We start from the raw sequence: 12,730 nt of genomic DNA on the forward strand, positions 1-12,730 counted from the left end.
AAAATACTTCTACTATTAAACTGAAAACCATCAACCGTCAACAAATAACTATCAACTAAATAAAATGCTAAAAAATCAAACTTTCCTGATTACGGGAATTGCGGATGAAAACTCTTTGGCGATGAAAACCGCGGAGAAAATATTAGAAAACAACGGAAAAGTCGTTTGCACCGGTTTGGGCGTGACGCCTTTTCATGAAAATATTTCTGAAAAAGCAGCTAATTTCCTCAATAAAAACTATGAAGATTTCGAATCGGCTTGTAAGAAAGTTTTGGGCGATGATGTTTATACTGCACCTTTGGATGTGACGCTTCCAGAAAGTTTAAAATTCCTAGCCGAAGATTTGAAAAGTAAAGATATTCAGTTAAACGGATTTCTTCACGCGATTGCAATGGACAAAACGATTAGAAACAAATCTGTAAAACCAATGCTGGAAGTGACGGCTGAGGAATTCAATGACACGATGAATGTTTCGGCATTTTCATTGATTTCGTTGTGTCACGCTTTGCTTTCAAATGGTGTTTTGCAAAGAGGTTCGTCAATTGTCTCATTGAGTTATATTGCTGCGGAAAAAGTGTCATTTTTTCCTTACATTAATATGAGTATTGCAAAAGCAGCGCTCGAAAGACTGACGATTGAAATGGCTTACGAATTGGGTAAAGAATACGGAATCCGCGCCAACGCCATCAGATTTTCGCCTTATATGGGAAGTAAAGCCGGCAACGCAACTTTGAAAATTGAAGATGTGGAACGCGCTGACAGAATCAGTCCGTTGGGGAATGCTTTGCCGGAAGATTTGGCTCACGAGATTGTTCATCTTTTCAGAAAAGAAACCAGAATTACTGGCGAAATCCGTCACGTGGATGGTGGTTTTCATATTATGGGATAGTTTTTGTTGCTGAGATTTATCGCAAAGGCACAAGATTTTTTTTAAATTCGTCTTTAAGTCGCAAAAAAATAATTCAATTTTTGTTTTTGCGACTTTTGTATTTTCATTTAATTAAATTTATTACGATTTTGCAAGACAGAAATTATTTCAAATTAATTGTAAAAATTTTATGAGAAAAATAAAAACAGCTTTGTTGGCTTACGGCGGTTCCGGGAAATTGTTTCACGCACCGTTTTTTGAAGTTCACGAAGGTTATGAATTATTGGGCGCTTATGAACGAAGCAAAAAATTGATTCAGCAAGATTATCCGGAAGTCACGAGCTTTGATTCCTTGGAAGCCGTTTTGGAAAGTGATGCCGAATTAATCGTTGTCAACACGCCAATTGATACACATTTTGAATTCACGAAAAAAATTTTGGAAGCTGGAAAACACGCTTTGGTAGAAAAAGCTTTCACCACGACTTCTGAGGAAGCTGAAGAATTGCACAAACTTGCAAAAGAGAAAAAGCTAAAACTTTGCGTTTATCAAAACCGACGATATGACAGTGATTTCAAGACGGTGAAAAAGGTTTTGGATGAGGATTATCTTGGCGAAATTGTGGAAGCTGAAATCCGTTTCGAAAGATTTAATCCTGAACTGAGTCCGAAAGCTTGGAAAGAAAATGGAAATCCCGGCGCAAGCATTTTGATGGATTTAGGTTCACACATCATCGACCAGGCTTTGACTTTATTTGGTTATCCAGAGAAAGTTTTTGCGGACATCAGAAGGACGAGAGAGAATACGCAGATTGATGATTATTTTGATATTTTGCTTTATTATTCTGATAAACGCGTGAGACTGAAATCCAGTTATTTCGTGAAAAAACCAACGCCAGCTTACGTTTTCCACGGTAAAAAAGGAAGTTTCTTAAAGCACAGAGGCGACGTTCAGGAAGATGAATTGAAACTCGGAAAAGTTCCGAATCGCGAGAATTGGGGAACAGAGCCGGAAGAGAAAACCGGACTTTTGGTTTACAATGACAGAGTTGTCTACTTCCCAACTTTTCAAGGGAATTATCTTAATTTTTGTGATGACCTTTATGATGCGATTGTGAATGATAAAAAAGTTCCCGTAACGGCGAAACAAGCTTTTCAGACGATGAAAGTGATTGAGGCGGCGAAGGAAAGTTCCGAAAAAGGCGAATTGATATCTTTAGGATAAAACATTTATGTTTTTAATTTTTTTGTAAATTTGATATAAATAAAATCCAAATGAGTTCAGCCGAATTACAACTAAAATTAGATGTTATCAATAAAATAACCGAATTGAAAGAGATTCGGGTTATACGAGAAATCAAGAAACTGTTGGATTTTGAATTGGATGAAGACGTTTTCGTATTATCAAAACAGCAAGAAAACAGAATTGCAGAAGCGAGAAAAGAATATGCAAACGGAGAAATATCTAGCAATGAAGAAGTAAACAAAGAGATTGAGCAATGGCTAAACGAAAAATAGTCTGGATTAATTCTGCAAAACTTGAACTTAAAGAAATTCTAATTTATTGGACAAAGAAAACCAAATCCAAAACTTACAGCATAAAGCTCAGCATATTAATTAGCGAAGCTGTCAATCTATTATCTCAACATCCAAAAATCGGCAGAACAACAAATGATGAAAACACCAGAATCAGCATCGTTCGTAATTATTTGATTTTCTACGAAGTAACTGAAACGCAATTAATCATTTTATCAATTTGGGACGCAAGAAGAGATGAAAATGAAACAGACTCCAACTACACTTAAAAATATTTAAAATGACAAGACTCAGAAAGTTTAAAAATTCTGGGCCTTTTTTTATGTTGGTTGGTGATAATTCTTAAATTTACGTCTTTAAGAAAATTAAGCTATGATAAAAGCCGGACTTGTGGGCGCGGGACATTTGGGGAAAATCCATTTGCGATTGTTGAATCAATCTGAGAAGTACGAACTCGTTGGTTTCCACGATAAAGACGCAGAAAACGGCCGAAAACTGGAAGCGGAATTCGGTTATAAATATTTTGAAAGTCTGAAGGAACTTTTGAACGAAATCGAAATGTTGGATATTGTGACGCCAACGCTTTACCACTATGATTACGCCATTAAAGCGATTGAAAAGGGCATCCATTTTTTCATAGAAAAACCTGTGACGCAAACGCTTGAGCAAGCGGAGGAAATTCTTCAAAAATGCAATGAGTTTGGAATCAAAGCGCAGGTTGGTCACGTGGAAAGGTACAATCCGGCGTTCATTGGTGCGAAAGATTATATTAAAAACCCGATGTTCATCGAGATTCATAGACTGGCGGAATTCAATCCGAGAGGAACGGATGTTTCTGTGGTTTTGGATTTGATGATTCACGATTTGGATATTTTATTGAGTCTGGTGAAGTCGAAAGTGAAGTTGATTCACGCAAGCGGCGTTTCCGTTGTGAGCAAAACGCCGGACATTTGCAATGCCAGAATTGAGTTTGAAAACGGTTGTGTGGCGAATCTGACGACTTCCAGAATATCGATGAAAGCAATGCGGAAATCGAGATTTTTCCAGCAAGATGCTTATGTTTCCGTCGATTTCTTGGAAAAAAAATCCGAAGTTATCCGAATGAAACCGGCGCCGGAAAATCCATCCGACTTTGATATGATTATCGAAAATGCAGAAGGCGAGAAAAACCAGATCCTTTTTGAATATCCGAACATTCAGCCGAATAATGCGATTCTTGATGAGCTGGAAAGCTTTGCCAATGCTATCAAATATGATGTTCCCGTTCAGGTTTCTTTGGAAGATGGAACGGAGGCTTTGAAGGTTGCGCTGGAGATTATGTGGTTGATACATAAAAATTAATTACCCTAAAAAACTATTCATGAAAACTAATAACAAAACCATTTATTTTTTTCTACTCTTAATTTTTGTTTTGAGTTGCGAGAAGGATAGAGATGAAAATTCTGAAACTGTTGAAGAGCCATCATTATATTCATACCATTATAAAACTATGGATATTCCAGGAAGTGATCTTCCTTCAAGTACAGATGGAATTATAAGTCTAGAATATGACAAACAAGGAAGACCAACAAAAAGAAACGGAGGATTTGCCAGATTACCTCTATCTTCAGGTTTCGAATATATGTTTTCAAAGGATATCTATGATGAAATCACTTATGGAAATAATGATGTAACTATTCAGCTAAAATCAGTTTCTCAGCCAGAAATGGTGTATACTCCTTTAAAATATTTCTCCTTACTTAACGGAAAAGTTGTCCAGAAAGTGAATAGAAACACTTATTATCCTACATCTAATGACACCATTCAATATTATTATTCCGGTAATAAACTAACAAGATCATTAAAGGGGCAAAAAAAACCAATATCGGAGACCAAATATCACTATAACTCTCAAGGAAATCTTGATAGTGTAGTGACACGACTTCTTGTTTATAATCCAGTTAATCAGCAATATGAACCGTACCCACAATATCCTAAAATGAGAACATTAGAGATATTCAAAAACTACGACAATTACGCAAATCCAACGAAAAAACTGATGATTTTTGACGAACTTTTCAATCGCTCTTTATCGGAAAATAATTACTCTCGTTACGAAAAAAAAGTATTTGATGTGGATGGAAATATAACATTGACATTAACGAAAAATTGGACTTTTTCATATACTAATGGAAAAATAGATTTTGCAAGATAAATGAATCTTACTCTCTTTGAATCCGAACTTAAAAAACGTCTCAATTTCCCTTACAATTGGGGAAGAAAGCAGTCTGATGATTGGGATTTCAAAACAAAATTCATTTATCAGACTCGGGATTTTGAAAGTCTTGAGAATCAATGCAAGGATTTTGATGAAGGATTGAGGAATTATACTTTTAATCGTTGGCTGAATTTCTGGTCGGCAAAAGCGGTTGAGGATATTTTTGCTTCAAATCATTTGGTCAAAAAAGAAGAAAATCAGTTTTCTAAAACGGTGGATTTTTATATTTCAGGAATTCCTTTTGATCATAAAAGCAGTGTTTTTCCGAAACAATTTGGAAAAAGTTTCGATTATGCTATTGATCACAAAAAAGAATTGATAGAATGGCTTTACAATAATCAAAGTCAGCAAGGAAGGAAACATTACGCTAATCGACTTTTCATTATTTTTTATGATGAGAAAAATGGAGCGCATTGGAAATTGAAAACCGAACTGACTTTAATCAAAGAAAAAATCTCAGAATATCTCAGCAATTTTTCGAGAGACAATTTAGTTTCCTTAAATTTGGAATCTCACGAGATCCTATCAGACATCATCTGGATCAAAGCTTAATTCATGAATTACATCGGTTCCAAAAACAAACTTTCAGATTTCATCAAACAAACCGTTTATGAAGTTGCTGGTAAAGATCTTTCCAATAAAATATTTTGCGATTTGTTCGCAGGAACCGGAATTGTCGGACGGAATTTCAAAGCGGAAACCAAAAAAGTTATCAGTAACGATTTTGAATTTTACAGCTATGTTCTCAACAGAAATTATATCGGAAATTATCAGGAATTCGATTACGAAGATTTTATTAATGAATTGAATTCTATTGAAGGAAAATCTGGTTTTATCTCAGAGGAATATTCGGAAAATGGAAAATCGGAACGACTTTATTTCTCTGAAGAAAACGGGAAGAAAATAGATGCAATCCGGCAAAAAATTGAAGACTGGAAATTGTCTAAAAAAATCAATGAAGATCAATATTATTTTCTGCTTTGCTCACTTTTGGAAGCCGCTGATAAAATTGCAAATACAGCTTCTGTTTACGGCGCTTTCCTTAAACAAATTAAAAAATCCGCTCAGAAAAAACTGGAAATAGTTCCTTCCGTTTTTGAATTGACAGAAAATCAGCACGAGGTTTATAACGAAGACAGCAATTCATTAATTCAAAAAATTGAAGGCGATATTCTGTATCTCGATCCGCCTTACAATGCCCGTCAATATGGCGCAAATTATCATCTTCTGAACACGATTGCGAAGTACGATAATTTCTCTCCGAAAGGAAAAACCGGACTCAGAGATTATCAAAAATCAAAATACTGCAGCAAACCGGAAGTTCTGAAAACCTTCGAAGAGCTCATCAAAAATGCAAAATTCCACCATATTTTCCTTAGTTATAACAATGAAGGATTGATGGCGGAAGGCGATATTAAAAACATCCTTTCCAAATTCGGGAAATATGATATATTTACAACCGAGTACCAGCGTTTCCGTGCAGACAAGGAAAACAGCCGAAATCACAAAGCTTCGAAAACGACTGAGTATCTTTATTATCTTGAGAAACAGTAATTAGGTTTTAGGAGTTAGGTTTTAGACTTTACTAGAAATCAATATTTAAAAAATTAAAAATAATATAAATGAAACCGAAAGGTTCGTGAATTCATAAATAAAAAATATTAAATTATGAACAAAAACATTGTTGTAATAGGTGCCGGAACTATGGGAAACGGGATTGCCCATACATTTGCTCAAAGTGGATTCCAGGTAAGTTTGGTGGATGTAAAACAGGAAAATCTTGATAAAGCTCTCAAAACCATCACCACCAATCTGGACAGAATCATCGCCAAAGGAAACCTGACTGAGGAAGAAAAGACAACTACCCTTGGAAATATTACAACATTTACTGACCTAAAAGACGCGGCTCCCAATGCTGATCTTATTGTAGAAGCAGCCACAGAAAATCTGGATTTGAAACTGAGAATTTTTGCGCAGATGGACGAACTTTCGCCAGCCAATTGTATTCTTGCAACCAATACTTCATCTATTTCTATCACTCAAATTGCAGCTGCGACGAAACGTCCGGAAAAAGTCATCGGAATGCATTTTATGAATCCTGTTCCAATTATGAAACTGGTGGAAATCATCAAAGGTTACTCGACGTCAAAAGAAACATTTAACGAGATTTTTGAACTGAGTAAAGCTTTAGGAAAAGTTCCAACTGAAGTAAATGATTATCCCGGATTTGTAGCCAACAGAATTTTGATGCCGATGATTAACGAAGCCATCGAAACACTTTACAACGGCGTTGCAGGTGTAGAAGAAATCGACACAGTGATGAAGCTCGGAATGGCGCATCCAATGGGACCGTTGCAACTTGCAGATTTTATTGGTCTTGATGTTTGTCTTGCCATCCTGAACGTGATGTACGACGGTTTTAAAAATCCTAAATATGCGCCCAATCCGCTATTAGTCAATATGGTTATGGCTGGTAAAAAAGGCGTGAAATCCGGCGAAGGTTTCTACGATTATTCCGAAAGTAAAAAAGCGGAGAAAGTTTCGAAAATGTTTTTAAAATAAACTAAAATGTCTGCAAAAAAATTCTTGTTGTTTCTAATTTTTCCAGCGCTTATTTTTGCGCAGGACAATAGTCTTTCAGCAGATTTTGACGGCGACAATATTGCTGACAAAGTTTATCTGGACTCTAAAATCGGAGCAGTAGTTTATGAACTTTCTTCCCAGAAATTTAAAAAAGTAGCTTCGGATAATTTTGAAGATAATGGGGAAATATTTTTCGATAAAGCTAAAAACGGTTTCAAAGTAAAAACAAACCAGATGCGGGCGGGAAACTCCTATCAATTCAGATACGAAAAAGAAACCGGAAAAATGCGCCTTATCGGGATGGAACGTTATGAATTTGGTCCGGCAAATAATGACGGAAGCGGAGAATCCAGCGTGAATCTGCTCACAAATATTTACATCGGAGAATGGAATTATTTTGATAATGAAAAATTAAAATTGATGAAAATCCCGACCATCAAAAAGAAAATGGTATTTCCAAAAACTTATTTTGATACGTTGAAGAATGAATTTTCAACTTATGTGGATAAAGATGTAAGTTATTATTCAGCAGAGAAAAAAAGGCTTTATAAAAATTAAAATTCGAAGAAACTATTCACATATGACAGAAAGGCATCTGCATTAAAAAAAATAATTATCAATAATTAATTTCGGGAATTTTTCTATCTTTGAACCATAGAGTGACAGTCACGAATGCTCTGATTTATTTTAAAATTTTATATTATGAAATTACCTAAGTTTTTATTAGCCGACAATTCTGAATTTCCAGAAGATCTTTTTGTAGTTCACACAGAGTATCCACGTTTTATCCTTAATGTAGAGGAAGAGGATGTAGAATGGTTGGATGATTTGGAAGGAGATGATGAAGAAACTGTAGCAAACGAAGCTACGAAAGTTGTGGAAGAAGCCTTCAAATGGTGTGATGAAGAACTTGCAAAATATGACGACGAGGAAGAAGACGAAGAATAATAAAAAAGGAACTCAGATTTGAGTTCCTTTTTTTATGCTTTTGAATTTAGATTATTGTTGTTTATTAAATTTCAATAGTAATAAATTGTCCTTATAAAGTTCCAAAGTGGATTCTGTCACCACATATTTGTTAACCTCCTGCAGCACGCTGATATAGCTTGTTTCGGCAGTCATATTGTTGCACATTTTTCTTGTGGAACCAATGTTCTTTGCAGAGAAATTACCCGCAGAAGTATCAATTACCGCGTCAGAAAAATAGTTGTTGCAGCCGGCGTTTCCAGAGATTCTGTTTTGTTCTATTATTAATGTTGGTTTGTTCGTAATATCATCTGCCAAAACCCATTGCGTGCCTGTAACCGGCGCCTGATTTTTCCCAACTTTGGAAGCATTCCCTACTCTGCTGGTACAAGAAGCCATCGCCAAAGTTATTATGATGGTATAAAAAATATTTTTCATTTGATATAAATTATGAATTCAAAGATAAGATTTTCTTTTTAACATAATCTATTATCTCAACAAAAACACATCCCAAAAAGCTGTCATCAACTCAGGTTATTAATTATTTATCACCAATATAAAAACAGAAAATGAATTTTAAATGATCAAATAAATTAATAATGAATAAGTTATGATTTTTAAAATTTAAAAGCCTAATTTTGCACCCCGAAATAATACCTCAATATGAAACGAATAGGCGAACACAGAAAGCTTCTTGGCGTTGACAAAACTGCAACTCTTAAAGATCTAAAAACCATTTACAGAAACACGATGAAGGACACACATCCTGACAAATTTGTAAATGATGAAGCCGGAAAACTGGAAGCTGAAGACAAAAGTAAATCTGTGATCGAGGCTTATCACTTTCTGGTAAGCATCCACGAGGAAACTCAGGAAAAATATAAAGAAGAATACACAGACACCATTACAACATCCATCATCACTGACTTTTATCTTGAAAAATCAATTTTGAAAGTTCAGCACCTGAATGGTAAAATGTTTGAATATATTGGTGTTCCAAGAAATATATATATCAAAATGGTAAATTCAGATTCTCCAAGCCGTTTTGCAAGAAGACATATTTACGGAAATTTCATCTACAGAAAGTCTGGCGAAGCAATGGCAGATTAATTTCCAGTTTTAAAAATATATTGATGGCTCTCAGATTTTTCTGGGAGTTTTTTTGTTTTAAAAATTATACTATCTGGTTTTCAAAGTGTAAAAGAGTGGCACTCCTACGGAGTTCAATAACTTATTCATATTCCTTTTCTACAAACATTCTGCTCCCTCTGGAGCAAAAAAAACCGCATCAATAAAAAATTGATACGGTTTCAAGGATTAAATAATTGATATTTTAATCTACGTGTTTCGGAGTGAATCCGTCTTCACTTAAATCTCTGTGTTTATAATCGGCTTTCATTTCAGCGTCATAATCAACTGGTTCGCCTTTGCCCATTCTTCTTAATAATGAATCAAATAATGAATAAACAACTGGTACGATAATCAGGGTAAGGAACAATGATGATGTCAAACCACCGATGATTACCCAAGCTAATCCGTTGTTCATCTCCGCTCCTGCTCCTTTTGCAATCGCAATCGGGATCATACCGAAGATCATCGCAATCGTCGTCATCAAAATCGGACGAAGACGCGCGTGGTTGGCCTGAATCAAAGCGTCGTGCGTACTTGCTCCGGCCGCTTTTCTCATATTGGCAAAATCGACAATCATAATTGCATTTTTCGCCACCAAACCAATCAACATGATCATCCCGAGCATCGTAAAGATGTTTAATGAATTTCCTGTAATTGCTAGGATCACCATTACCCCAATCAATGCCAATGGAATTGAGAATAATACCACAAACGGATAAACGAATGAATCATACAAGGAGACCATTACCAAGTAAACCAATACGATAGCCGCCAATAAAGCGATTCCTAAAGTACCGAAACCTTCGGTCTGATTTTCCATATCACCACTCCAAATATAAGTTACACCGGCTGGTTTAGTTTTTTCGTTATCCATAAACTGAGCTGCCCATTCGTTGGCAACGTCTCCTACAGGACGACCTACCACTTTAGATTTTACTTTTACGGATGGTGCTTTATCTCTACGTTCCAGCAAACTTGGTCCTGAACCCATTTTCACATCTGCGAATTGGCTCAGTCTTATCTGCTGTCCGGAAGGATTGGTGAACATTAAGTTTCTAACATCATCAATCGATTGTCTGTTGGCATCACCGAAACGGATGTTGATGTCATATTCGTATTCTCCCGCTCTGAATTTCCCGTCTGTATTTCCACTGAATGCAGTCTGCATCGTTTGTCCTACACCAGAAAGATTTAAGCCTAAGGAAGCCATTTTATCTCTGTCGATATTCACCTGAACTTCCGGACTTCCGGAGTCGGTTGATAATTCTGCATCTACGGAACCTGGAACTTTTTTCAGTAATTCAAGGATTCTGTTCGCTTCTTTATTTGCTGTTGCGTTGTCCTGAGCGGTAACAACCATTTCGATTGGCGCGTTGTCTGCTCCCATCAATCCGATTGGTGCTGTTTTGAACTCAACGCCAGTGAATTTCTCTTCTAAAGCTCTTTTTATTTTCGCTGATTTGATGTCCGTACTTTCGGCACGTTCAGATTTATCAACCAAAATTACCTGAATCTCGGATTGGTATAAAGTTGCCTGCGCCCCACCAAAACCTGATGATTGCTGCCCAACTGTGGTAATCATATCGACTACATCTTTATCATCTCTCAGATATTTTTCAACTGCCAGAGTCACCTGATTGGTCTTCTCTACAGAAGCATCTTTTGACAATTCCATCTGAACAAGGAACTGTCCTCTGTCCATTTTCGGGAAGAATTCTCCTCCAATGAATCCGAATGCGACTAACATAAATGAAGCAATCAGGATAATGAAAGTTACGACAACCACCATTATTCTTCTCAATCCGGATTTTAGCGCCCATTCTAGAATTCCTGAAATCCAATGTGTAAATTTCTCCAATTGTTTTTCGAACCAAAGGATGAATTTCTCAAAAGGATTTTTACCTGTCAAATGAACCAATTTACCGTATCGTGATGATAACCAAGGAATAATGGTAAATGAAGCTAATAATGAGAACATCGTCGCAATAACCACAGTTACACAGAACTGCGCCAGGATATCAGAAACCAAACCGGAACTCATTGCAATCGGTAAGAATACCACGACAATTACCATTGTAATCGCTGTTACCGTAAACCCAATTTCGGATGCTCCATCGTAAGCTGCACGGATTCTGCTTTTCCCCATCTCCATGTGACGGTAAACATTCTCAAGAACCACAATCGCGTCATCCACAAGGATACCTACAACGAGTGAAAGTCCCAATAAACTCATCAAGTTCAAAGTATATCCCATCAAGTACATTCCAATAACCGTTGCAATCAACGAAACCGGAATCGAAACCATTACGATGAATGCATTTCTGATATTGTGAAGGAATAATAACATTACAACTGCCACCAAAATAATTGCCAGGAATAAATCGAAAATTACGTGGTCAGCCGCTTCAAGCGTAAAGTCTGTCGTATCATCTACAATATTAACTTTGATATCCTGAACTTTATAATTCCCTTCAACCTGAGCAATAGTCTTTTGTACTAATTCTGAAACCGATACTGCATTCGCATCAGATTGTTTTTTGATCTGCATCAAAATTGTGGAATTCTGATTGTATCTCGCTACTTTCTCGATATCTTTTTGTGTATCGAAAACCGTTGCAATATCAGACAAACGAACCTGCGCGCCATCTTTGTTGGAAACCACAAGGTTATTCATTTCCTGTACATCTCTGTATTTTCCGGAAAGTCTGATCGTAGATCTGGAAGTTCTCGTTTTCAAAGCGCCCGTCGGGAAATCTAGGTTTGAAGATAAAATCGCCTGCTGTACATCTGCAATCGCAAGACCGTAACCCTGCATTTTTTTCTCATCCAAACTCACCTGAATTTCTCTTTCCTGTCCACCAACAAGGTCAACCTGAGCGACACCGTTTACACGGGAAAAGATCGGTTCAATTTTTTTATCTAAAAGGTCATAAAGATCTTTGTTGTTTAACTTATTACTGGAAATACTCAAAGTCATGATTGGTAAATCATCCAATGAGAATTTCTGTAATGACGGCGGATCTGCATCTTCCGGAAGATCTGCCAAAATAGCATTCACCTTTCTCTGAGCATCATTCAATGCGTAGTTCACATCGGCACCAGTGTTCAGCTGAACCATAATTACTGATAAACTTTCGTATGAAGACGATTCTACTTTCTTTACGTTTTCCAAAGAACCAACGGCATCCTCGATCTTCCTAGTTACCGAAGTTTCTACCTCTGCAGGCGAAGCTCCTGGATAAACGGTAGAAATCGTTACCATATTGGTTTCAAACTTCGGGATCAACTCGTACCCCATCATGGAGTAACTTAACAAACCTCCCAGCGTCAGAATCGTAAACAATACGATAACGAGGGACGGTCTTTTAATGGATATTTCTGCTAACTTCATT

General features: G+C 36.5%; 14 protein-coding genes. 12 read left to right on the forward strand and 2 right to left on the reverse strand.

The features are described from left to right. Window positions 1-64 precede the first annotated feature (64 nt). From OPU68_RS07495 to OPU68_RS07545, 11 genes are all read left to right on the forward strand, one after another. Window positions 65-889, forward strand: a complete 825-nt coding sequence (locus OPU68_RS07495; RefSeq protein ID WP_498473408.1) for an SDR family oxidoreductase — start codon at window positions 65-67, stop codon at window positions 887-889. A 169-nt stretch (window positions 890-1,058) separates the two neighbouring features. Then, window positions 1,059-2,090 (forward strand): Gfo/Idh/MocA family oxidoreductase, encoded by a 1,032-nt coding sequence (locus tag OPU68_RS07500; RefSeq protein ID WP_498473409.1) that lies wholly within the window; start codon window positions 1,059-1,061, stop codon window positions 2,088-2,090. Between the two features lie 50 nt (window positions 2,091-2,140). Continuing rightward, the gene (locus OPU68_RS07505) at window positions 2,141-2,383 is read left to right on the forward strand and encodes a hypothetical protein (RefSeq protein WP_133945868.1); all 243 of its coding nucleotides are present in this window, start codon (window positions 2,141-2,143) and stop codon (window positions 2,381-2,383) included. Beyond that, window positions 2,365-2,670, forward strand: coding sequence for a type II toxin-antitoxin system RelE/ParE family toxin (locus OPU68_RS07510; protein WP_498473410.1), 306 nt, complete (start codon window positions 2,365-2,367; stop codon window positions 2,668-2,670). The genes OPU68_RS07505 and OPU68_RS07510 overlap by 19 nt, the downstream gene beginning before the upstream one ends. 103 nt (window positions 2,671-2,773) lie before the next feature. Next, window positions 2,774-3,742 carry a Gfo/Idh/MocA family oxidoreductase gene (locus OPU68_RS07515; protein WP_498473411.1) on the forward strand — a complete coding sequence of 323 codons (969 nt, stop codon included), beginning with the start codon at window positions 2,774-2,776 and terminating at the stop codon, window positions 3,740-3,742. A gap of 19 nt (window positions 3,743-3,761) precedes the next feature. Further along, window positions 3,762-4,595 (forward strand): hypothetical protein, encoded by an 834-nt coding sequence (locus tag OPU68_RS07520; RefSeq protein WP_498473412.1) that lies wholly within the window; start codon window positions 3,762-3,764, stop codon window positions 4,593-4,595. Then, on the forward strand, window positions 4,596-5,210 hold the full coding sequence (locus tag OPU68_RS07525; protein WP_498473413.1) for a hypothetical protein: 615 nt from the start codon (window positions 4,596-4,598) through the stop codon (window positions 5,208-5,210). A 3-nt stretch (window positions 5,211-5,213) separates the two neighbouring features. Beyond that, window positions 5,214-6,212: a DNA adenine methylase gene (locus OPU68_RS07530; RefSeq protein WP_498473414.1), complete on the forward strand. Its 999-nt coding sequence runs from the start codon at window positions 5,214-5,216 to the stop codon at window positions 6,210-6,212. A gap of 114 nt (window positions 6,213-6,326) precedes the next feature. Next, on the forward strand, window positions 6,327-7,220 hold the full coding sequence (locus OPU68_RS07535; RefSeq protein WP_498473415.1) for a 3-hydroxyacyl-CoA dehydrogenase family protein: 894 nt from the start codon (window positions 6,327-6,329) through the stop codon (window positions 7,218-7,220). 6 nt (window positions 7,221-7,226) lie between these two features. Beyond that, entirely contained in the window at window positions 7,227-7,799 is a 573-nt protein-coding gene (locus OPU68_RS07540) for a hypothetical protein (RefSeq protein ID WP_498473416.1), read from the forward strand. A gap of 144 nt (window positions 7,800-7,943) precedes the next feature. Then, a complete protein-coding gene (locus OPU68_RS07545) occupies window positions 7,944-8,189 on the forward strand; it encodes a DUF8828 family protein (RefSeq protein ID WP_028121310.1) in 246 nt (81 codons plus the stop codon). 51 nt (window positions 8,190-8,240) lie between these two features. Here OPU68_RS07545 and OPU68_RS07550 read toward each other — a convergent pair whose 3' ends face one another. Continuing rightward, window positions 8,241-8,645, reverse strand: a complete 405-nt coding sequence (locus OPU68_RS07550) for an META domain-containing protein (RefSeq protein ID WP_498473417.1) — start codon at window positions 8,643-8,645, stop codon at window positions 8,241-8,243. A 225-nt stretch (window positions 8,646-8,870) separates the two neighbouring features. Here OPU68_RS07550 and OPU68_RS07555 point away from each other — a divergent pair, with 225 nt between their 5' ends. Next, window positions 8,871-9,317, forward strand: a complete 447-nt coding sequence (locus OPU68_RS07555) for a KTSC domain-containing protein (RefSeq protein ID WP_274276376.1) — start codon at window positions 8,871-8,873, stop codon at window positions 9,315-9,317. 223 nt (window positions 9,318-9,540) lie between these two features. Here OPU68_RS07555 and OPU68_RS07560 read toward each other — a convergent pair whose 3' ends face one another. Continuing rightward, window positions 9,541-12,729 carry an efflux RND transporter permease subunit gene (locus OPU68_RS07560; RefSeq protein ID WP_498473418.1) on the reverse strand — a complete coding sequence of 1,063 codons (3,189 nt, stop codon included), beginning with the start codon at window positions 12,727-12,729 and terminating at the stop codon, window positions 9,541-9,543. Window position 12,730 lies beyond the last annotated feature (1 nt).

The organism is Chryseobacterium sp. TB1-D10 (assembly GCF_059803555.1).

Excerpts from the sequence above, each read along its gene's own strand:
- OPU68_RS07495 (WP_498473408.1), top strand. The coding sequence starts at position 65 with ATGCTAAAAAATCAAACTTTCCTGATTACGGGAATTGCGGATGAAAAC.
- OPU68_RS07500 (WP_498473409.1), top strand. The coding sequence starts at position 1,059 with ATGAGAAAAATAAAAACAGCTTTGTTGGCTTACGGCGGTTCCGGGAAA.
- OPU68_RS07505 (WP_133945868.1), top strand. The coding sequence starts at position 2,141 with ATGAGTTCAGCCGAATTACAACTAAAATTAGATGTTATCAATAAAATA.
- OPU68_RS07510 (WP_498473410.1), top strand. The coding sequence starts at position 2,365 with ATGGCTAAACGAAAAATAGTCTGGATTAATTCTGCAAAACTTGAACTT.
- OPU68_RS07515 (WP_498473411.1), top strand. The coding sequence starts at position 2,774 with ATGATAAAAGCCGGACTTGTGGGCGCGGGACATTTGGGGAAAATCCAT.
- OPU68_RS07520 (WP_498473412.1), top strand. The coding sequence starts at position 3,762 with ATGAAAACTAATAACAAAACCATTTATTTTTTTCTACTCTTAATTTTT.
- OPU68_RS07525 (WP_498473413.1), top strand. The coding sequence starts at position 4,596 with ATGAATCTTACTCTCTTTGAATCCGAACTTAAAAAACGTCTCAATTTC.
- OPU68_RS07530 (WP_498473414.1), top strand. The coding sequence starts at position 5,214 with ATGAATTACATCGGTTCCAAAAACAAACTTTCAGATTTCATCAAACAA.
- OPU68_RS07535 (WP_498473415.1), top strand. The coding sequence starts at position 6,327 with ATGAACAAAAACATTGTTGTAATAGGTGCCGGAACTATGGGAAACGGG.
- OPU68_RS07540 (WP_498473416.1), top strand. The coding sequence starts at position 7,227 with ATGTCTGCAAAAAAATTCTTGTTGTTTCTAATTTTTCCAGCGCTTATT.
- OPU68_RS07545 (WP_028121310.1), top strand. The coding sequence starts at position 7,944 with ATGAAATTACCTAAGTTTTTATTAGCCGACAATTCTGAATTTCCAGAA.
- OPU68_RS07550 (WP_498473417.1), bottom strand. The coding sequence starts at position 8,645 with ATGAAAAATATTTTTTATACCATCATAATAACTTTGGCGATGGCTTCT.
- OPU68_RS07555 (WP_274276376.1), top strand. The coding sequence starts at position 8,871 with ATGAAACGAATAGGCGAACACAGAAAGCTTCTTGGCGTTGACAAAACT.
- OPU68_RS07560 (WP_498473418.1), bottom strand. The coding sequence starts at position 12,729 with ATGAAGTTAGCAGAAATATCCATTAAAAGACCGTCCCTCGTTATCGTA.